We start from the raw sequence: 19,068 nt of genomic DNA on the forward strand, positions 1-19,068 counted from the left end.
CCGCGCCGCCCCGGCCCGGACGCCCGGCCCGGACGTCCCGAACCGCCGAAGCTCGCGACGTCGCCACCCGCGCCGCCGCGGCCCTGCGCCGCGGGCGCCCCGGATGCGGCCATCGCGACCGCCGCGCGGCGCCCGGGCGCGCATGCGCCCGGCCTTTCGCGCATGCCGCCCCGCCGGTCCGCGGGACCATGCCGCGCGGCGGCGCGCATTGCGCCCGGTCGGGGCATTTGCGAAACTGGCCCGACGCCCGCCCCGCCGTCCTCGCGCGGCGCGGCGCGCCCCGCAATGGAGGCGGGCGCCTCCGGGCGCCGCATCGGCAACGGCACAAGCTCGCACACGGGCAGGGACAGGGGGCCGACAGGCGCCATGACGGCGGTGGAATGCATCGGCCTCGCGCTCACCCGCGCCGGACGTCCTGCGCTGGCCGGCCTCGACTGGCGGATCGCGCCGGGCGAATTGCAGGTCATCGCCGGGCCCACGGGCGCCGGGAAATCCGCGCTGCTCGCCGTCGCCGGCCTCGCCCTGCCCCTCTCGGGCGGCCAACTCCGCCTGTTCGGCGCGCCGGTCCCGCCGCCGTCCCGCGCCGCGGAGCCCGCCCGCGCCGCCTTGCGGCGCCGCATCGGGCGGGCGGAGGCGCGGCCCGCCTTCCTCGACCATCTGAGCCTCGCGGAGAACGTCGCCTTGCCCCTTCGCCTCGCCGGCCGCGGCCCCGCCGACCGCGCGGCGCAGGCGGGCGAGCTGCTGGACTGGCTCGGCCTCGGCCCCCGCGCCGATGACCCGCCCTCCGCCCTTTCGGATGGCGAACGCCGGCGCGCCGGGCTCGCCCGCGCGGTGATCGCGGGGCCGGAGCTGATCCTGGCCGACGAACCCTCGAGCGATCTCGACCGCGAGGGCGCGGCCCAGGCGCTGGAGATGCTGGCGGCTCTCGCAGCCCACGGCGCCGCGGTGGCCATCGCCACCGGCGACGCGGACCTGGTGCGGCTCGCCCGCCACCATTCCGAGGCCCGCATCCTCACCCTGACCGCCGGCCGGTTCGAGAGCCCGGCGGCATGAGCGACGCCCCCGCCCGTCCGCCGCGCGCCCGCAAGCCGCGCAGGTCGCGCAAGGCCGCCGCCGCGCAGCCCGCGCCCGACAACGCCCCGGTTCCGCCCGGCGCCGGGGCCGTCGACGGCTCGGGATATGGCGAGGGCGCCGCGGCGCAGGACGCCGCCGCGGCCGAGACCGCGACCGCGCCGCCCTCCGGGCCTTCCGCTTTCGCGCGGCTCCGGGCCCGGCTCGGCGCCGCGCTGCGGCTGGCCTGGCGGGAACGGCGCGCGCCGCCGCTGGCCCGACGCGCGGGCGCCGTGGCCTCGGCCGCCTGGCTCTCGGCCTGGCTGGCCGGGCTGGCGCTGGCCCTGGCCCTCGGCGCCGGGCTGGCGGGGGAACGGCTGGCCCGCGCCTGGACCGCGGAATTCGGCGCCGCCGCGACGCTCACCGCCGTCGGCTCGCCGCAACGCAGGGCCCGGGATTTCGACGCCGCCCTGCGCGCGCTGGAGACGACGCCCGGCATCGCCGAGGCCCGCGTCATGCCGGTGGAGGAACGGCGCGCCCTGCTGACCCCCTGGCTGGGCGAGGCCGCCGCCGCCGCCGCCGAGCCGCCGCCGATGGCCGAGGTGACGCTGGAGGGCGAGGGCCCGGACCTGGCCATGCTCGCCCTGCGGCTGGCCGAGGAGGCGCCCGGCGCCGTTTTCGACAGTCATGCCGGCTGGCGCGGTCCGCTGCTGGAGGCGGCGATGCGGGCGCGGCTGATCGGCTGGGGCGCGGTCGGCCTGGCGGCGGCGGCGGGGTTTCTCGCCGCCGCCGCGACCGCCGCCGCCTGGACCGCCTCCGCGCGCGGGTCGCAGGCCCTGCTGCGCAGGCTGGGCGCGCCCCCCGCCCGGTTGCGGCTGGCCTGGCCCGGTCGCGCGGCCTGGCGGGGCTTCTGGGCCGGGACGCTGGGATGCCTTCTGGTCGTCGCCGCGCTGGCGGGGCCGGAGCTCGCCTGGGGGCCGGACGCCCGCCTGTCGCTGACCCCCGAGGGCTGGCATTGGGCGGCGCTGGCCGCGGCCCCGTTCTGGACCGCGCTCGCCGCCTGGACCGGCGCCGCGCTCGCCCTGCGCCGGGGGGAGGATATCTCGTGACCCGTCCGCGCCCCGCCGCCCCCTTCCGCTCCGAAAAGGACCCGAGCCGATGACCCATCTCCGCGGCTGCCTCCTGGTCCTGTGGACCTACCTGCTGATGGCGATCATGGGGATCCTCTGCGCGCCCTTCGCCGCGTTCGGACCCCGGCGCTGGACGCTGGGGATCATGCAGACCTATGTGCGGCTGGAGTTCCTCGGGGCCCGGCTGATCTGCGGCATGCGCCCGGAGATCCGCGGCCCGATCCCGCAGGGCGAGGTGATCATCGCCGCCAAGCATCAGAGCTTTCTCGACATCATGATGCTGACCCTGGCGCTGGACCGGCCGCGCTTCGTGATGAAGCGGTCGCTGGTCTGGGCGCCGGTGCTGGGGTTCTACGCGCGGCGCATGGGCTGCGTGGCGGTGGATCGCGGCGCCGGCGGCAAGGCGCTGCGCGACATGGTGGCCACGGCGGCGGCGGATGCCGAGCCCGGCCAGCTGGTGATCTTCCCGCAGGGCACCCGCGTCGCGCCCGGCGTCGTCGCGCCCTGGAAATCCGGCGTCGCCGGGTTGCAGGAGGCGCTGGCCCTGCCCGTGATCCCCGTCGCCACCAATGCCGGGCATTTCTGGCCCCGCAGCGGCGTCGCCCGGCGCCCCGGCGCGCCGGTGGTCGCGTTCCTGGACCCCATCCCGCCGGGCCTGCCGCGGGCCGAGCTGATGGCCGAGCTGAAGGCGCGGATCGAGCCGGCCTCGGACGCGCTGCTGGCCGAGGCGCGCGGCGAGGGCTGAGGCCCTCTCCCCCCGGCCCGCGGGCCCCGAACGGCAAGCGCCGCCCCCCTTGCGGGGAGCGGCGCGGCGTTCTTCGGGATCGCGACGGATCGGCCCCCCGGATCAGGAGGCGGCGATCATCTCCGACTGCTTCACGATCACCTCGGCCTGCCGGATCGAGGCGAGGTCCACCAGACGGCCCTTGTAGACGGCGGCGCCGGCGCCGGTGCGGGTGGCCTCCTCCATCGCGGCGAGGATCTCGCGCGCTTCGGCCACGGCCTCCTCGGAGGGGGTGAAGACCTCGTTGGCCAGCGCGATCTGGTTGGGGTGGATGGCCCATTTGCCGACCATGCCCATGGTGGCCGAGCGGCGCGCCTGAGCGCGGTAGCCCTCGGGGTCGGAGAAGTCGCCATAGGGCCCGTCGACCGGCAGGATGCCATGGGTCCGGCAGGCCGAGACGATGGCCGAGGTCACATGGTGCCAGGGGTCGGGATAGGAGATCGCGCGCTCCCCGCCCTCGGCGGTCGCGTCGGCCAGCATGTAGTAGTTCTTCTGGGTGCCGCCGATGCCGGTGGTGGACATGCCCATGGAGGCCGCGAAATCCGCGGCGCCGAGGCTCATCGCCTGCATGCGGGGGGAGGACGCCGCGATCTCCTCGACATGGGCGAGGCCGGCGGCGGTCTCGATGATGACCTCCAGCGCGATGCGCTTGGTCGAGCCCTTGGCGGCCTCGATCGCCGAGACCAGGGCGTCCACCGCGTAGACGTCGGCGGCGCAGCCCACCTTGGGGATCATGATCATGTCGAGACGGCCGTTCGTCTCCTCCATCACCTCGACCACGTCGCGATACCAGTAGGGGGTGTCGAGGCCGTTGATGCGCACGCAGACGGTCTTCTTGCCCCAGTCGAGGGTGTTGATCGCCTCGATGATGTTCTTGCGCGCCTGCGGCTTGTCATCGGGGGCGACGGCGTCCTCGAGGTCGAGGTTGATCACGTCGGCGGCCGAGGCGGCCATCTTCGGGTGCAGCTTGGTGTTGGAGCCCGGGCCGAACAGCTGGCAGCGGTTGGGGCGGGCGGGGGGCGTCGGCTGGACCTTGAAGCTCATCGGGCGGCGTTCCTTCGCGCAAGGAAATGTCGGGAGGCGTCGGGCTGAGGCGTAGGATATTGCCCGGACGAGGTCAACGCGAGCGCTGCGGCGCCGCATCGTCGCGCCGGACGGGGATGGGGATCGGGCGGGGATGGGAAGGAAACCGGGTGGCGACCGGGCGGGAAGGCGGAGGCCGGCGGAACCGGGCCGCGATCCCGGCGCCGCCCCCTTCGCCGACCCCTTCGCCGCCCCCTTCACCGGCCGCGGGCGTCCCCCGGCCGCAGGCGCCGCGTCGACGGAGCGCCCGCGGCGCCCGCCCGCCCGCGGCGCGCTTCGCGGTCGGCGCCCGGACGCGCCGTCTCTCCGACGGCGGCCGCGGGGGACCGGGCCGCCGGGCGCCGTCCCCTCCGCCCCGCCGGAGGCCTCGGGCCTCCGGGGACCGCCGCAGGCGGGACGGCGCGGGCCCCGGCCCGCGCGCGGGGCCGGGCGCTGCGCTTGCGGGGCCGGGCGCTGCGCTTAAGGGGCGCCCGGCGCGCGGTCTCAGCCCTTCACGCGATGCGGACCGCCGAAATTGCGCTTGCCGATCGGCGCGCCCTTCATCCGCAACAGGTCATAGGCCGTGGTCGCGTGGAAGAAGACATTGGGCAGAGAGAAGCTGAGCAGGAAATTCTCCGCCGTGTAGGTCCGCGCATGGTCGCCCATCCGGAAGGTCACGTCCTGGCCGGCGCGGGCGTTGATCTGCTCGGGCGTATAGGCGTCCAGCGCCGTCCTGGCCGCCTCGATCCGGCCCTTGAGCCCCGCCCAGTCGTAGCGGGTCTTGTCATTCGGCCCGCCGAATTCCCCGGTCACCAGCGCCTCGGCGGCGTTGGCGGTGTGGTGATGCACCGACACGATCTGGAAGCGGAACTTGGCCATGTCCTCGATCAGCCGGGTCTCCGCCAGCTCCTCGAGGTCCACGCCCTGGGCGCGGAAATAGTCCTCCGATACCGACATGAAGTCGGTCACGCCGGCCAGCGCCTGCCGATAGGTCTCGATGCTCGCGTCATAGAGCGAAATGGTCATGGGTTTCTCCTCCCCCATCGCGCCGGCCCCGTCTGGGCGGGGTCCGCGCGCATGCGTCGGGGGCCGCGACCATCGCGGCCCCCGCAATCGAACCGGCGACGTTACTGAAGGTCGCCGAAGGCGTCGGCCAGCCGCTCGGACGCCTCTTTCACCATCGACCGGGGCAGCGCGAAGTTGAAGCGCAGGAAGCTCTCCCCCCCGATCCCGAAAGCGGGGCCGTGATTGGCGGCGATGCGGGCGGATTTCTCCACCCGGTCGGTGAACTCCTGCGTCCCCATGCCGGTCCCCGAGAAATCCACCCAGGCCATGTAGGTCGCGTCCGGCCAGACCGAGGCGAGCCCCGGGATCGCCTGCACCGCGTCATGGAACAGCCGCCGGTTGCCGTCGAGATAGACCAGCAGCGCGTCCAGCCACTCGGCCCCCTCGGCATAGGCCGCGGTCGACATCAGCATGCCCAGCGAGTTCGGCGAGGCCCCGGCGGTGGCGCGCTTGGCCTCGAACTTCGCGCGCAGCTCGGGATTGGGGATGAAGACGCCCCCGGTCATCCCCCCCGCGAGGTTGAAGGTCTTCGAGGCCGCGGCCATGATCACCATGCGGTCCGCCTGCTCGGGCGCCGCGACCATGGCCACGTTGTGCTTCGGCCCGCCGGGCAGCACCAGGTCGTGATGCACCTCGTCCGAGATCAGCAGCAGGTCATGCGCTTCGCAGAACCGCGCCAGCGCCCGGATCTCCTCGACCGACCAGACCATGCCGCCGGGATTGTGGGGCGAGCAGAACACCACCATCTTCTCCGACCCGTCCAGCGAGGCCGCCAGCCCGACGAGATCCATGCGGTAGCGGCCGTCCTCGCGGGTCATCGGCGACTGCACGATGCGGCGGTCATTGGCCGCGATGATCTTGTGGAAGGCGTGGTAGACCGGGGTGAACAGGATGATCCCGTCGCCCGGATCGGTGAAGGCGCGGATGCAGTGCGAAACGCCCGCGACGAGGCCGTGGGTGGTGGACAGCCAGTCGGTGTCGATCTCCCAGCCGTGGCGGGTCTTCATCCAGTTCGCCACCGCGGCGCGATAGTCGGAATCGTCGCCGAAATAGCCGAACACCCCGTGGTCCACCGCCTTTTGCAGCGCCGCGCGCACCGCGGGGGGCGCGGCGAAGTCCATGTCCGCCACCCACATCGGGATGCCGTCAACGGGGCTGACGCCGAACATCGCCTCCATCTTGTCCCACTTGCCGCAATGCGTGCCGCGGCGGTCGATGCGGGTGTCGAAGTCGAAATCGGTGGGCATGGGAGTCGGTCCTCGGGGAAGGCGTGGCGCGGGGGGACCGGGACGCGCGAGGGCGGCCGCGATCCGCTTCGCCGCGACTTAAGCCGGTTTCGCGCCGCGTCGCCAGCCCGGGCGCAACTCCCGTTGACGTCAAGCCGAAGGGGGGAGCGGGGGGAAGCCTGGGGGCGGAGCGACCGGAGCCGGGGGCGCCGTCTCGGGCGCCGGCCCACGGTCCAACCGGCGCGCCCCTCGCCGCGCGCCGCGGGCGGACCCTCGCAAGCCGCGCCACCGCGACGCGGCGCCTGCGCCCCCCCCCCCCCCCCCGTCTGCGCCCCCGCCCCCGCCCGCGGCCCCGCATCCGCTTGACCGACGCCCCCCCGACCGCGTAATGCCGCGCGCATGAGCATCCGTCCGATCCTGATCCATCCCGATCCCCGCCTGAAAAAGGCCGCCGAGGCGCTTGGCGGCGTCGACGACGCCACGCGCAAGCTGATCGACGACATGCTCGAAACCATGTACGCCGCCCCCGGCGTCGGCCTCGCCGCCCCCCAGATCGGCGTCATGAAGCGCATCTTCGTGATGGACGTGGCCGACAAGGAGGCCCCGCCCGAGCCGGTCGCCATGATCGACCCCCAGGTCGTCTGGGCGTCGGAGGAGACCTCGACCTACGAGGAAGGCTGCCTCTCGATCCCCGAGATCTATGAGGAAGTCACCCGCCCCGCCCGGGTCCGGGTGAAGTTCCTCGACCGCGATGGGGCGGAGCGGGAGGCCGAGTTCGACGGCCTCGGCGCCACCTGCGCCCAGCACGAGATCGACCATCTCGATGGCAAGCTGTTCATCGACTATCTCGGCTCGGTGAAGCGCAGCCTGATCACCCAGAAGATGAAGAAGCTGAAGCGGGAGCGCGCGAAGGACACGGACTGAGTTCGCCCCGCGTCCCTCCCCCCGCCTTTCCCGCCCGCCTTTCCCCCCATGACAGGAGCCCCGCCCATGCGCCTCGCCTTCATGGGCACCCCCGAATTCTCGGTTCCGGTGCTGCGCGCGCTGGCCGGGGCCGGGCATGACGTCGCCTGCGTCTACTCGCAGCCGCCCCGCCCCGCCGGCCGGGGCAAGAAGCCCCGCCCCTCGCCCGTCCAGGTCGCCGCCGAGGCGATGGGGATCGAGCTGCGCACCCCCGTCTCCCTGCGCGATCCCGACGCGCAGGCGGAGTTCGCGGCGCTGGCGCTCGACGCCGCGGTGGTGGTCGCCTACGGGCTGATCCTGCCGCGCGCCGTCCTGGACGCGCCGCGGCTGGGCTGCTGGAACGTCCATGCCTCGCTGCTGCCGCGCTGGCGCGGCGCCGCGCCGATCCAGCGCGCGGTCATGGCCGGGGACGCCGAGACCGGGGTGGACGTGATGCGCATGGAGGCCGGGCTCGACACCGGCCCCGTGCTGGCCGAGGCGCGCACCCCGATCGGGCCGCAGGACACCGCCGGCGACCTGCATGACCGCCTGTCGGCCATGGGCGCCGCGCTGATGGTCGAGGCCCTGCCCCGCATCGCCGCCGGCGAGCCCGGGACCCCGCAGCCCGAAGCGGGCGTCGAATACGCCGCCAAGATCGACAAGGCCGAGGCCCGGATCGACTGGACGCGTCCGGCGGAGGCGCTGGACCGGCTGGCCCGCGGCCTCGCCCCCTTCCCCGGCGCCTGGACGGAGCTGGACGGCGAGCGGATCAAGATCCTGCTGACCCGGCCCGAGCCCCGCCCCGCCGGAACCGGGACGGCGGCGCCCGGAACGGTGCTGGACGACGCGCTGCTGGTGGCCTGCGGGGCCGGCACGGCGCTCCGGATCACCCGGATGCAGCGCGCCGGGCGCGCGGCGCAGGACGCCGGGGCCGCGCTGCGCGGCCGTCCCGTCCCCGCCGGCGCCCGCCTGGGCTGAGGCGCGCGCCGGACCCCGCCCCCCGGACGGAGGCTGAAAAAGAGAACGCCCCCGCGCCGGGGAGGGAGTGGCGCGGGGGCGTTCACGTCGCGGTCGGGTGGGGGTGTTCGGTCAGCACGGCCGGTCGGGGAAAACCGGCCGCCTCCGAACGGGGCTCAGCTCGCGCGCCGGGCGCGGCGGCGCAGAAGCCCTAGACCGACCAGCGACGATCCCAGAAGCAGCAGCGGCGCGGGAACCGGCACCGCCGCGATGGCGACCGACGTGCCGCTGGAAACCGCGTCCGCCCTCGGCAGGCCGGCGGAGGCGCGGAAGTCCCCGATCTCGTAGGTCAGGTTCTCGCCATGGGTGAAGTTGAGCGCGAGGTAGAGCGTGCCGAGGAAGTCGTCCGGCAGGTCCAGCGCCACGGTCTGCGTGCGGGTGTTCCAGTCCAGCTGGATCTGCGGATCCACACGGGTCCCGTCCCACTCGTAATTGAAGGGCGAGGTGTTCCACAGGATCACGCCGCCGGCCGAGTAGGAATAGCCGATATCCTCGGGCGCCCGGAAGGAGAAGGACAGCGACGTCCCGCCCTCGAGCCCGGAGAACGCGAAATAGTCGTCGGAGCTGGCGCCCCCGGTCCCGCCGATGGCGGTCACATCGGCGCCGACCTGAGAGGGCGCGCGGTAGTCGGCGCTGAATTCGCCCCCGGCGACGTCGGATTCCCAAAGCGTGGTGGCCTGGGCCGAAACGGTCGAGATCGCGAAAGCGGCGGCGAAGGAGACGGCGGCGGCCACGCCGGCGGCGCCGTGAGTGCGGAACATGGACATATCTACTCCCCAATGCGTCCGGACCCCTCCGGACTCGCCGGCGACGCCTGCGGACCTTCCGCGCGCGTCAACTGACGTGCACGTCATCTAGTTGTCACAGATCGTGCTGGCAAGGGCTTTCTTCATTCAATTTCGTGAAGGCCGACCCGCGAGAATCTTAACGACGACGCCCCAACATCGCCGCAATTCCGCGCAGGACGCGGTCCCGGCGGCCGGGGCGCGGGGCCGGCGCGGCCTCGGCCCGGGCGCGGGCGATCCCGGCCAGCACCGCCGCGCCCTGCGGCCATAGCGAGACCGCGTTCTCCGCCAACGGGTCCTCGGCCACCACCTCGCCGAAATCGACGCCGTTATAGCTGTTCTCGAACCCCATGCCGCGGAACAGGCGGGCGTCGGCGGGGAAAGGATGCTCCAGCATGGCGCGGAAGCCGGACGCGGCCTCGGCGCCGGTCAGGCGGAAGCCCAGGGCGGCCTCGCCGAAGCCCTCGGCCATGTCCTCGCAGAAGGCCACGGCGCCGGCATGGCAGGCGCGCGCGAACGCGGCCCGGCCGCGCTCGGCCCCCGCATCGGTCAGCAGGGCCTCCAGGCGCCCGTCCGGACCCCGCCGCGCCCGCACGAAGGAGCCGGCGTCGTTGAGAAACGCCGCTTCATACAGGATCGAGTGCCCGAAATAGCCGTGATCCCGGTTGGATTTCGGGTCCTGGCGGTCGAGCAGATAGCCCGCCGCCGCCCCCGCCTCGGCGTCGGGGATATTGGCGCGGATGCCCTCGAAGGTCGCGAAGTAATAGCCGCGCAGGCCGGGCGCGCCGAGCAGGTCGCGCAGCCCCTTCTGCAGCGTGCCCCGATGGCCGATATCGACCACCGCGCCCCGCGCCGCCTGCGCCGCGCCGATCCCGCATTCCGCGTAGAAGGCCAGCAGGTCCTCGCGCTCGTCCGCCGCGTGATCGAGGATCGCCGCCGCCACCGCGGGCTCCGCCAGGAAGGCCGCGAGCCTCCCGCGGTCCTCCTTCCACGCCACCATGTCGCCCAGCTCCAGCCCATGGGCGGCCAGCGCGTGGCCGGGCATCGACTCCGGCGTCACGCCGAAGCGGTTGCGCAGCAGGGCGGCCAGCGTCATGGGGGCGAAATTCGCCTCCAGCCGGGGGCTGAGATCCTCCGGCCGGCGCAGGGTGGCCACCCCCAGCGCCCGGCGCGAGGCGAGCATGTAGCGCGACGCGGGCGCGCCCGGGTCGAGGGTCGCGATCACGTCGTAGCAGCGCTTGATGATGTCGCCGTCGCGGGACAGGAACAGCAGGTCCGGGACCTCGTCCGCCCGCGCGCGCCGCCGCAGCCAGTTGGCCAGGCCGAAGAACATCGGCCCCAGCACCGCGTAGCCCAGCGTCTCGGCCGAGCCCTGGGAGAACCCGGGCGCCCCCCGCCGGAAGCCCCCCGCCACCCGCCGCGCGGTCAGGCCCTTCACCGCGGCGGCGGTCTTCGGGTCCGCGATCCGGTCCCAGATCGCGGGCAGCGGCGACACCCGCCGGGCGATGTCGGCGGTGGAGCGCATGTGGAACACGCCCAGCCCCGCGTCCCGCCCCGGCCGCAGGTCCGTGCGCGGGTTGTCGCCCATGTGCAGGATCTCGGTCGGGCGTCGGCCTTCGGTTTTCAGCAGGTGCTGGAACAGCTTGCCCGACTTCTTCGTCACCCCATGCTCGGAGGAGCAATAGAGCGCGTCCCAGCCGTCATAGCCGCAGCCCCGCAGCAGTTCGGCCACGAAGTCCGGCTCGAAATAGGTGTCGGAGACCAGCACCACCCGCTTGCCCTGCGCCCGCGCCCGGTCGAACGCGGCGCGGCCGATGGGGCGGGCGCGGACCAGCCGCCGCTCCCAGTCCAGTTCGCGGGCCAGCAGGGTCTCGACCTGATCGCGGGTCAGGCCATGAGCCCGGCCGATGGCCTCGTAGCGGGCGCGCAGGGTGACTTCCTCGCCCACCATGTCGCCGGCCGCGATGGCCTCCTCCGCCGCGGTCAGACGGGCGCGGGCGAAATTCGCCACCTGCCCGCCCAGCTGCTCGCGCGCCGGATCGGCGAGGAACAGGAACAACTGGCCCGGACGCTCCACCAGCCGCTCGATCAGCGTCTCGAACACGTCGAGCGAGATCATGTCGGCCTCGTCGATCGCGGCGAACATCGCGTCCCGCGACCGCAGCGTGTTGGCGAAGCCGGTGAAGTCGGGCTCGGGCGGGGGCGGCGTGGTCTCGGCCGCCTCCACCGGCTCGGCGTCGGGGGCGGGCGCGCCGGGGCGCGGGGCCGCGAGCCGCGAATTGGCCAGGGTGAAGCGGTCGGCCTCCACCTTGTCGATATGCCGATAGCTCCAGTAGAAGCCCAGCATGTCGCGGATCTTGTCCTTGGGGTCGAGGAACCCGACCTTCGGCGCCTCCGCCCGCGTGGCCGTCAGCGGCGCCAGCGCCGCCGCCCAGAAATGCGGGCTGACGAAATCCTGGCAGATCGAGTGGAACTGCCCCGGCGCCATCGGGTCGGAAAACGCCACCACCGGCCGGTGCAGCAGGGTGACGGGCTTGTCGAAATAGACCGCCTCCTGCGCCACCGAGGACGAGATGGTCATGACCTCGCCCAGGTCCGGGCTCGACAGCAGGTGATAGACCGGGTGGCGCGACAGCTCCGCCTTGGGATGCGAGGCCACGAAGTCCAGCACCGCCTCGTCGCCCGTCCGCTCGAACGGGTGGCGTTGATAGAGCAGCTGCGGCGTGCGCCGCGCGAGGGCCGAGAATTCCTCTCGGAAATCCAGCAGGTTGAGCATCCGCCCGTCGCGGCAGACCGACTTGTCCTCCATCCGCTGACCGACGAAGACGGCGGCGCCGGGCTCGATCCGGGCCTCGGCCTTCTTCCAGCCCTTGTAGGTCTGGATGCGGATGCGGTCGGCGTAGAGGAAGAACTGGTCCTCGGGCACGTGGAAGGCGGCGAAGGCGGCGTGGACCTCCGGGTGGGAGGCGCGGAAGCCGAACAGCACGTCGTCATAGAAGCGGATCGGGTGCAGCCAGACGTCGACCCAGGGCGCCCCGATGCGGTCGAGCGCGGCTCGGGTCTGGGCCGACATCTCGTAGCCCACCACCAGCGTCGAGGCGTCGAGCCCGCAGCGCGCCAGATAGGCCAGCGTCGCGTCGGTGATGCGGGTTTCGTCGAACCAGAACTGGGTGGCGTCGCCGTCGAGCGGGATGTCCGACAGCTCGAAGGCCCGGGCGCGGGAGAAGGCGGCGGTCTCGCCCTCGCCCGAGATCAGGGCGCGCACCGGCAGGCCCGTGGCCTGGGCGATGGGGCGGGAGAACAGGTCCTTCATCCAGCGCAGGTTGGCCCATTGCTCGCGTTCCGAGGTCATCAGCGGATCGGAGGCGATGGCGACGGAAGCGATGGGGCCCGAGGCGAGACGGCGCTCGGCGGAGCCGGCCGAAGAGGCGGGCGCGGCGGCCGGGTCGGGCGCGGGGCCGGACGCGACGAGGTCGCCGCCGGCGGCGTCGGCCCGGCCGGCAGGATGGTCCTGGCCTGCGGGGTCTGGTCCCCGGTCCGTCATGCCCGTTGCGGTCCCTCGGGTTGCGCTGCGTTCAGCTTACCGTGGTTGATCCCGCATTGCGACCGGGCTTGCAAGGCGCGGCGAGGGACGCGCCGCGCCGCGGGCTGCGGCGGATCAGCCGGCCGCCGCAGCCGCCCGCTCTCCCCGCCCGCCCCCCCGTCCGCCCCGGCGTCGCCCGACCCGCAGCAGCGCGAGCAGGCCGCCGCCCAGCAGCAGGGCCGCGGGGGGCAGAGGCACTTCCGACACGGCCAGCGACTCGTCGCGGCGGAGGGCGCCGGGGGTCGGGGTCTCGCCCGCCTCCGCCCCCGGCATCGCCGTCGCCACGCGCAGATCGTCGAGATAGAGCCAGTCGTAGCCGCCCAGGCTGCGCAGCTCGAGCCGGGAGATGCCGCCGCCCACCGCGGCCTCGGCCTCGGCGTCGCTCAGCGCCACCGCGGCGCGGCCTGCGACCTCCCCGGTTCCGCCGCTGACCGGGCTCCTGTCCGCGTCGAAGCCGGGGATCACCGTGCGCCCGATCAGCCCGCCGGCGGCGTCGAAAGCGGTCGCCTGCCAGTCGGCGTTGGCCGCGGCCCAGACCGCGTCGAAGGCGGTGACGGCCACGTCGAAGTCGATCACCAGCCCATAGGGCCAGGCCAGATCGAGGGTCGAGACCGCCATGCCCGAGGTCCCCCAGGCCCCCGCGCCCATGTTCTCCAGCCCGATCGAGCCGCCATTCCCCCCCGGCAGGCGCGGATCATAGTCGGGCATGACCGCGGCGGGCGACATGGCGCGCAGGCTGGCGAAACCCGCGTCGACGCCGGTCCCCGCCGGCGTCGCGTGGTCGAACCCGGTGGAGCGGCCGGCGGCCAGCGCCGCCGACCAGGCCGCGTCGGACGGGTCGATCAGCGCCAGCGCGGCGGCCGGGCGCGCCGCCAGCGTCAGCGACGCCATGGCCAGCGCCAGCGTCGCCGCCAGCGCCGCGGCGAGCGTTCGGGCGCGGCGACGGGCGCGGGCCCGATCCGCGGCCTGTTGCGGGTCATGCGCGCCCGGACGCTGGGCGCGCGACGCGGCGGCGGTGCTGAACCTGGGATCCATGGACGAACGCTCCGACAGACTGCGAACAAACTTTGAATCGCATTACGCGCGTTCGGCCGCCCCGGTCCACATCTTCACATGGCGTTAATCACGATAGTCCCGACTTGGGGCGAATACTTGGTGAAAACTCATGATTAACAGGCAGTTGCGGCCGGACACCCCCCGCCCGCGCCGCCCCGCGGCCCGGGCGCCACGCCCCCGCGCCCTTCGCCCCGCCTCCCGCAGGCCCGAGTCGGCTTGCGCTTGCGTCGACCCCGCATGACGTTGTTTCGTCGCAGGGCCCGGCCGCGGGGCCTTCTCCGCCGGCGGGTCGCCCGAAATTCACCGAGGAGCGCGGAGCCATGTTCCGACCCGTTCGCCCCCGCCACCCCGCCGTCTTCGCCCGGGCGCGCGCCTGATGGTCGCCCGCGTCGTTCCCGTCGACCCGTTCGACCTGGTGGTGTTCGGCGCCACCGGCGACCTCGCGCGCCGCAAGCTGATCCCGGCGCTCTATCACCGCATGCATGACGGCCAGGCGCCCGAGGGCGCGCGCATCGTCGGCGCCGCCCGCGCCGACCTGGACGCCGACGGCTATCGCCGCATGGCCGACGCCGCGCTGACCGAGTTCGTCGCCCCGGCCGATCTCGACGCCGCAAGCCGGGAGATATTCCTCAAGGCCATCGACTACGTCCCCGTCGACATCGGCGGCGACGACGGCTGGACGGCGTTGGGCGAGGCGCTGCCCGAACACGGCTCGTCCCGCCCCCGCGCCTTCTACCTCTCGCTCGCCCCCCGCTTTTTCGGCCCCGCCGCGGCCAGGGTGAAATCCGAGGGGCTGGCCGGCGCCGAGGGCCGGATCGTGGTGGAGAAACCCTTCGGCCATGATCTCGGCTCGGCCCGGGCGCTGAACGCCGCCCTTGCGGGCGCCTTCGACGAGCATCACGTCTACCGAATCGACCATTACCTGGGGAAGGAGACGGTGCAGAACCTGATGGCCCTGCGCTTCGCCAACGCCCTGTTCGAGCCGCTGTGGAACAACCACCATATCGACCACGTGCAGATCACCGTGGCCGAAAGCGTGGGCGTGGAGGGCCGCGGCCCCTATTACGACGGCGTCGGCGCGATGCGGGACATGGTGCAGAACCACCTGCTTCAGCTTCTGTGCCTGATCGCCATGGAGCCGCCGGCGCATTTCGAGCCCGACGCCGTGCGCGACGAGAAGGTGAAGGTGCTGCGCGCCCTCGCCCCCCTGTCGAGCGCCGAGAACGTGGTGCGCGGGCAATACGCCGGCGCGGGGGCCTCGGCCTCCTACGCCGAGGACGCGCAGAGCCCCGACAGCCGGACCGAGAGCTACATCGCCCTGAAGGCCGAGGTCGCCAACTGGCGCTGGTCGGGCGTGCCCTTCTACCTGCGCACCGGCAAGCGGCTGCGCGGGCGGATGTCGGAGATCGCGGTGGCCTTCAAGCCGGCGCCGCATTCGATTTTCCCCGGCGGCGGCAAGGTGGGGCAGAACGTGCTGGCGATCCGGCTGCAACCCGATGAGGGGATCACGCTGGGCATGACCATCAAGGACCCCGGCCCCGGCGGCCTGCGCCTGGCGCCCGCGGTGCTGGACATGACCTTCGCCGAAGCCATGCGGGGCGCGCCCTCCCTGCGCATGCCCGACGCCTATGAGCGGCTGGTGATGGACGTGATCCGCGGCGACCAGACCCTGTTCATGCGCGGCGACGAATGCGAGGCCGCCTGGTCCTGGGTCGACCCGATCATCGCCGCCTGGGAGGAGCGCGGGGATCGCCCCGCCGCCTACGACCCCGGCTCGTCGGGCCCCGACGACGCGCTGATGCTGCTGCATCGCGACGGACGCCGCTGGCGGGAGATCGCGCCATGACCCCGACCCCGACCCCGACCCTGACCCCGAAGATCGAGACCTACGCCTCGCGCGAGGCGCTGATGACGGGCCTCGCGGACCTGCTGGCGGACCAGCTCTCCGCGCTGACCCGCACGGGCCGCGCCCGCATCGCCGTGCCCGGCGGGACCACGCCGGGGCCGATGCTCACCCGGCTGGGCGCGGCGCCGCTGGCCTGGGACCGCGTGGCGGTGACCCTGACCGATGAGCGCTGGGTCCCGACATCCTCCGACCGGTCCAACCAGAAGCTGCTGGCCGGGACCCTTTTCGCCGGGGCCGCGGCGGCGGCGGAATTCGTGCCGCTTTACGGCGGCCCGCGGGAGCCGGACGACGCGCTGGGCGGGATCGCGGCCTCGCTCGCCTCGCTGTGCCTGCCGCTCGACATCGCGGTGCTGGGGATGGGGGCGGACATGCACACCGCCTCGCTGTTCCCCGGCGGTGTGGGGCTGGCGGCGGCGCTGGCCGCCGACGCCCCGCCCGTGGCCGCGATCCGCGCCGCGGGGGCCGACGAGCCGCGCATCACCCTCACCGCCCCGACGCTTGCCGGCGCGCGGGAGCGGCATGTCCTGATCGCCGGCCCCGACAAGCGCGCCGCGCTCGACCGGGCGCTGGAGGTCACGGACCCCGCCGAGGCCCCGATCCGCGTCGCGCTGGACGGCGCGACGGTCCACTACGCCGACTGATGCCGGCGCCCGCCCCTTCCGGGCGCGCGCCCCACGACGACAGCCGACTGAAACCCGCCCGCGCCGCCCCGCCCTCCGGGGCGCGCGGGATGAGACGGAGGCAAGGCCCATGCAGTCCACCATTCAATCCGTGACCGCCCGCATCATCGAGCGTTCGGCCCCCCTGCGCGGCCCCTATCTCGACCGCGTCGCCCGCGCGGTGGAGGCGGGGCCGGCGCGCGCCCATCTCTCCTGCGGGAACATGGCCCATGTCGCCGCGGCGGCCGGCCCCGACAAACCCGCGGTGGCGGGCGAGCGCGGCGGCAATATCGGCATCGTCACCGCCTATAACGACATGCTCTCCGCCCATCAGCCGTTCGAGCGGTTCCCCGCCATCATCAAGGAGGCCGCCCGCGCCGCCGGCGGCACCGCGCAGGTGGCGGGCGGCGTGCCCGCGATGTGCGACGGGGTCACCCAGGGCCAGCCGGGGATGGAGCTGTCGCTGTTCTCGCGCGATGTCATCGCCCTCGCCGCGGGGGTCGCCCTGAGCCACAACTGCTTCGATGCCGCCGCCTATCTGGGCGTGTGCGACAAGATCGTGCCGGGGCTGGTGATGGCCGCGGCGACCTTCGGGCATATCCCGGCGATCTTCGTGCCCGCCGGGCCGATGACCTCGGGCCTGCCGAACGACGAGAAGTCCAAGGTCCGCCAGCAGTTCGCCTCCGGCGAGGTCGGGCGGGACACGCTGCTGCGGGCCGAGATGGCCTCCTATCACGGGCCGGGGACCTGCACCTTCTACGGCACCGCGAACACCAACCAGATGCTGATGGAGTTCATGGGCCTGCACCTGCCGGGCGCGAGCTTCGTGAACCCCGGCGACCCGCTGCGCGACGCGCTGACCCGGGCCGCGACCCGGCGGGCGCTGGAGATCACGGCTTCGGGCGATGAATTCACCCCGACGGCGGAGGTGCTGGACGAGAAGGCCTTCGTCAACGGCATGGTCGGGCTGATGGCCACGGGCGGGTCGACCAACCTGCTGCTGCATCTGGTGGCCATGGCGCGGGCGGCGGGCGTCGCGATCGACTGGCATGACATGGCCGAGATTTCGTCCGTCACGCCGCTGATGGCGCGGGTCTATCCCAACGGGCTCGCCGACGTGAACCATTTTCATGCGGCCGGCGGGCTCCAGTACATGATCCGGGAGCTTCTGGAGGCGGGCCTGCTGCATGAGGACGTGCGCACCGTCGCCGGCCCCGGCCTCTCGCGCTACACCCGCGAGCCGAAGCTGCGGGACGGCGAGGTGGCGTGGGAGGACGGCCCGGCCGAGAGCGGCGCGGAGGGCATCCTGCGCCCCCTGTCCAACGCCTTCCAGCCCACCGGCGGATTGTCGGTGCTGGACGGCAACATGGGCCGCGCGGTGATGAAGGTCTCGGCGGTGAAGCCGGAGCGGCGGGTGGTCGAGGCCCCCTGCCTGATCTTCCACGACCAGGAGAGCGTGAAGCAGGCCTTCCGGGACGGAGCCTTCAACCGCGACGTGGTGGTGGTGGTGCGCTTCCAGGGCCCGAAGGCCAACGGGATGCCGGAGCTGCATTCGCTGACCCCGCCGCTGGGGGTGGCGCTGGACCGGGGCCACGCCATCGCGCTGGTGACGGACGGGCGCATGTCGGGGGCGTCCGGCAAGGTGCCCTCCGCGATCCACGTGAGCCCGGAGGCCGCGGATGGCGGCCCCATCGCCCGTCTGCGCGACGGCGACGTGGTGCGGGTGGACGCGGAGGCCGGGACGCTGGAGGCGCTGGTCGATGCGGCCGAATTCGCCGCCCGCGCGCCCGCCGCCCCGGACCTTTCGGGCAACGCCCATGGCATCGGGCGCGAGATGTTCGCGGCCTTCCGCGACGTGGTCGGCCGGGCCGAGACCGGCGCCGCGGTGGTGGTCTGACCGCCATGCGCCCTCCGCGCCCGTCTCGGCCTGGCGCCGTCCCCGCCCTCGCGGCGCGGGCGCGCCCCAACCGCCCTCGGCACGGTGATCGCGCCGCGCCCGCCCTCTCCGCGCCTGGCGAGCGAGGGAGCGGCGCGCCGACCGTCCCGCAAGCCTCGCCCGCGCGCCCGCGCCGCACGGCGCCGGGGGCGCCCGGCCGCGCCGCCGCCCGTTTCCGACCCCTTTCCCTCCCCCGAAGGAGCCCGCCATGCCTTCCGCTGTGACGACGCCCATGACCGTCGCCGAACTCTGCGCCCTCGCCCCGGTGATCCCGGTGCTGATCGTGGACGACCTCGCCTCCGCCGCGCCGCTGGCGAAGGCGCTCTCCGACAATGGATTGCGGGCGCTGGAGATCACCCTGCGCACGCCGGTCGCGCTGGACGCCATGCGGGCCATGGCCGATGCCGCGCCCAACGCGGTGGTGGGCGCCGGCACCCTGCGCAGCCCCGCCGACGTGAAGGCCGCCGTCGCCGCCGGCGCGCGCTTCGGCGTTTCGCCGGGCCTGACCCCGGCCATCGCCGACGCCGCGGCCGAGGCCGGCCTGCCGCTGCTGCCCGGCGTCGCCACCCCGTCCGAGGCGCTGGCCGCCGCCGAGCGGGGCTTCGACCACCTGAAGTTCTTCCCCGCCGCCGCCAATGGCGGGCCCTCGGCGCTGGGGGCCTGGGCCTCGCCGCTGGGCGGGCTGAAATTCTGCCCCACCGGCGGCGTCACCCCGCAGACCGCGCCGGAATGGCTGGCCCTGCCCAATGTGGTCTGCGTGGGCGGGTCCTGGATGGCGCCCGCCAGGATGGTCGCCGCCGGCGCCTGGGAGGAGATCGGGATCATGGCCCGCGCCGCCGCCGCCCTTCACGCCTGACGCGGCGCCCC

15 protein-coding genes are annotated in these 19,068 nt (G+C 74.0%); 9 read left to right on the top strand and 6 right to left on the bottom strand.

Annotated features, from left to right (window positions below):
* Window positions 1-366: 366 nt before the first annotated feature.
* Genes BLV24_RS06225 through BLV24_RS06235 form a run of 3 tightly spaced genes read left to right on the top strand, consistent with a single transcriptional unit; the run spans window position 367 to window position 2,925 of the window.
* Window positions 367-1,053: an ATP-binding cassette domain-containing protein gene (locus BLV24_RS06225; protein ID WP_176954649.1), complete on the top strand. Its 687-nt coding sequence runs from the start codon at window positions 367-369 to the stop codon at window positions 1,051-1,053.
* The gene (locus tag BLV24_RS06230; protein ID WP_092680322.1) at window positions 1,050-2,159 is read left to right on the top strand and encodes a cell division FtsX domain-containing protein; all 1,110 of its coding nucleotides are present in this window, start codon (window positions 1,050-1,052) and stop codon (window positions 2,157-2,159) included. The genes BLV24_RS06225 and BLV24_RS06230 overlap by 4 nt, the downstream gene beginning before the upstream one ends.
* Window positions 2,160-2,208: 49 nt before the next feature.
* Window positions 2,209-2,925, top strand: a complete 717-nt coding sequence (locus BLV24_RS06235) for a lysophospholipid acyltransferase family protein (protein WP_092680323.1) — start codon at window positions 2,209-2,211, stop codon at window positions 2,923-2,925.
* Window positions 2,926-3,027: 102 nt separating this feature from the next.
* On the opposite strand, the gene BLV24_RS06240 is transcribed toward BLV24_RS06235, so the two are convergent.
* From BLV24_RS06240 to BLV24_RS06250, 3 genes are all read right to left on the bottom strand, one after another.
* Entirely contained in the window at window positions 3,028-4,008 is a 981-nt protein-coding gene (locus BLV24_RS06240; protein ID WP_092680324.1) for an HpcH/HpaI aldolase/citrate lyase family protein, read from the bottom strand.
* Window positions 4,009-4,530: 522 nt separating this feature from the next.
* Window positions 4,531-5,052: a DUF1993 family protein gene (locus BLV24_RS06245; RefSeq protein WP_176954650.1), complete on the bottom strand. Its 522-nt coding sequence runs from the start codon at window positions 5,050-5,052 to the stop codon at window positions 4,531-4,533.
* Between the two features lie 101 nt (window positions 5,053-5,153).
* Window positions 5,154-6,338, bottom strand: a complete 1,185-nt coding sequence (locus BLV24_RS06250; protein WP_092680326.1) for a MalY/PatB family protein — start codon at window positions 6,336-6,338, stop codon at window positions 5,154-5,156.
* A gap of 378 nt (window positions 6,339-6,716) precedes the next feature.
* Between BLV24_RS06250 and def the strand changes: the two genes are divergently transcribed.
* Entirely contained in the window at window positions 6,717-7,241 is a 525-nt protein-coding gene (def, locus tag BLV24_RS06255; protein ID WP_092680327.1) for a peptide deformylase, read from the top strand.
* A gap of 66 nt (window positions 7,242-7,307) precedes the next feature.
* Window positions 7,308-8,237 (top strand): methionyl-tRNA formyltransferase, encoded by a 930-nt coding sequence (gene fmt / locus BLV24_RS06260; protein ID WP_092680328.1) that lies wholly within the window; start codon window positions 7,308-7,310, stop codon window positions 8,235-8,237.
* A 155-nt stretch (window positions 8,238-8,392) separates the two neighbouring features.
* Here fmt and BLV24_RS06265 read toward each other — a convergent pair whose 3' ends face one another.
* The 3 genes from BLV24_RS06265 to BLV24_RS06275 all read right to left on the bottom strand — a co-directional run bounded on the left by BLV24_RS06265 (window position 8,393) and on the right by BLV24_RS06275 (window position 13,679).
* Entirely contained in the window at window positions 8,393-9,037 is a 645-nt protein-coding gene (locus BLV24_RS06265) for a hypothetical protein (RefSeq protein WP_143040235.1), read from the bottom strand.
* Window positions 9,038-9,200: 163 nt separating this feature from the next.
* Window positions 9,201-12,605: an HAD family hydrolase gene (locus BLV24_RS21910; protein WP_092680330.1), complete on the bottom strand. Its 3,405-nt coding sequence runs from the start codon at window positions 12,603-12,605 to the stop codon at window positions 9,201-9,203.
* Window positions 12,606-12,719: 114 nt separating this feature from the next.
* Window positions 12,720-13,679, bottom strand: coding sequence for a hypothetical protein (locus tag BLV24_RS06275; protein ID WP_092680331.1), 960 nt, complete (start codon window positions 13,677-13,679; stop codon window positions 12,720-12,722).
* A gap of 397 nt (window positions 13,680-14,076) precedes the next feature.
* On the opposite strand from BLV24_RS06275, the gene zwf reads away from it, so the two are divergent.
* The 4 genes from zwf (at window position 14,077) to eda (ending at window position 19,057) form a co-directional block, all read left to right on the top strand.
* Window positions 14,077-15,546, top strand: a complete 1,470-nt coding sequence (gene zwf, locus BLV24_RS06280) for a glucose-6-phosphate dehydrogenase (RefSeq protein ID WP_092680332.1) — start codon at window positions 14,077-14,079, stop codon at window positions 15,544-15,546.
* Window positions 15,543-16,247: a 6-phosphogluconolactonase gene (gene pgl, locus BLV24_RS06285; protein WP_092680333.1), complete on the top strand. Its 705-nt coding sequence runs from the start codon at window positions 15,543-15,545 to the stop codon at window positions 16,245-16,247. The genes zwf and pgl overlap by 4 nt, the downstream gene beginning before the upstream one ends.
* 109 nt (window positions 16,248-16,356) lie before the next feature.
* Window positions 16,357-18,162: a phosphogluconate dehydratase gene (edd, locus tag BLV24_RS06290; RefSeq protein WP_092680334.1), complete on the top strand. Its 1,806-nt coding sequence runs from the start codon at window positions 16,357-16,359 to the stop codon at window positions 18,160-18,162.
* A 247-nt stretch (window positions 18,163-18,409) separates the two neighbouring features.
* Complete coding sequence (gene eda / locus BLV24_RS06295) at window positions 18,410-19,057, top strand: bifunctional 4-hydroxy-2-oxoglutarate aldolase/2-dehydro-3-deoxy-phosphogluconate aldolase (RefSeq protein ID WP_245710436.1); 648 nt, start codon at window positions 18,410-18,412, stop codon at window positions 19,055-19,057.
* Window positions 19,058-19,068 lie beyond the last annotated feature (11 nt).

This window comes from Albimonas donghaensis, assembly GCF_900106695.1.
In the GTDB taxonomy this organism is placed as follows: Bacteria; Pseudomonadota; Alphaproteobacteria; order Rhodobacterales; family Rhodobacteraceae; genus Albimonas; species Albimonas donghaensis.

What these genes read in the sequence shown, in the direction of transcription:
- BLV24_RS06225 (WP_176954649.1), top strand. Translation starts at nt 367, where the DNA reads ATGACGGCGGTGGAATGCATCGGCCTCGCGCTCACCCGCGCCGGACGT.
- BLV24_RS06230 (WP_092680322.1), top strand. Translation starts at nt 1,050, where the DNA reads ATGAGCGACGCCCCCGCCCGTCCGCCGCGCGCCCGCAAGCCGCGCAGG.
- BLV24_RS06235 (WP_092680323.1), top strand. Translation starts at nt 2,209, where the DNA reads ATGACCCATCTCCGCGGCTGCCTCCTGGTCCTGTGGACCTACCTGCTG.
- BLV24_RS06240 (WP_092680324.1), bottom strand. Translation starts at nt 4,008, where the DNA reads ATGAGCTTCAAGGTCCAGCCGACGCCCCCCGCCCGCCCCAACCGCTGC.
- BLV24_RS06245 (WP_176954650.1), bottom strand. Translation starts at nt 5,052, where the DNA reads ATGACCATTTCGCTCTATGACGCGAGCATCGAGACCTATCGGCAGGCG.
- BLV24_RS06250 (WP_092680326.1), bottom strand. Translation starts at nt 6,338, where the DNA reads ATGCCCACCGATTTCGACTTCGACACCCGCATCGACCGCCGCGGCACG.
- def (WP_092680327.1), top strand. Translation starts at nt 6,717, where the DNA reads ATGAGCATCCGTCCGATCCTGATCCATCCCGATCCCCGCCTGAAAAAG.
- fmt (WP_092680328.1), top strand. Translation starts at nt 7,308, where the DNA reads ATGCGCCTCGCCTTCATGGGCACCCCCGAATTCTCGGTTCCGGTGCTG.
- BLV24_RS06265 (WP_143040235.1), bottom strand. Translation starts at nt 9,037, where the DNA reads ATGTTCCGCACTCACGGCGCCGCCGGCGTGGCCGCCGCCGTCTCCTTC.
- BLV24_RS21910 (WP_092680330.1), bottom strand. Translation starts at nt 12,605, where the DNA reads ATGACGGACCGGGGACCAGACCCCGCAGGCCAGGACCATCCTGCCGGC.
- BLV24_RS06275 (WP_092680331.1), bottom strand. Translation starts at nt 13,679, where the DNA reads ATGGATCCCAGGTTCAGCACCGCCGCCGCGTCGCGCGCCCAGCGTCCG.
- zwf (WP_092680332.1), top strand. Translation starts at nt 14,077, where the DNA reads ATGGTCGCCCGCGTCGTTCCCGTCGACCCGTTCGACCTGGTGGTGTTC.
- pgl (WP_092680333.1), top strand. Translation starts at nt 15,543, where the DNA reads ATGACCCCGACCCCGACCCCGACCCTGACCCCGAAGATCGAGACCTAC.
- edd (WP_092680334.1), top strand. Translation starts at nt 16,357, where the DNA reads ATGCAGTCCACCATTCAATCCGTGACCGCCCGCATCATCGAGCGTTCG.
- eda (WP_245710436.1), top strand. Translation starts at nt 18,410, where the DNA reads ATGCCTTCCGCTGTGACGACGCCCATGACCGTCGCCGAACTCTGCGCC.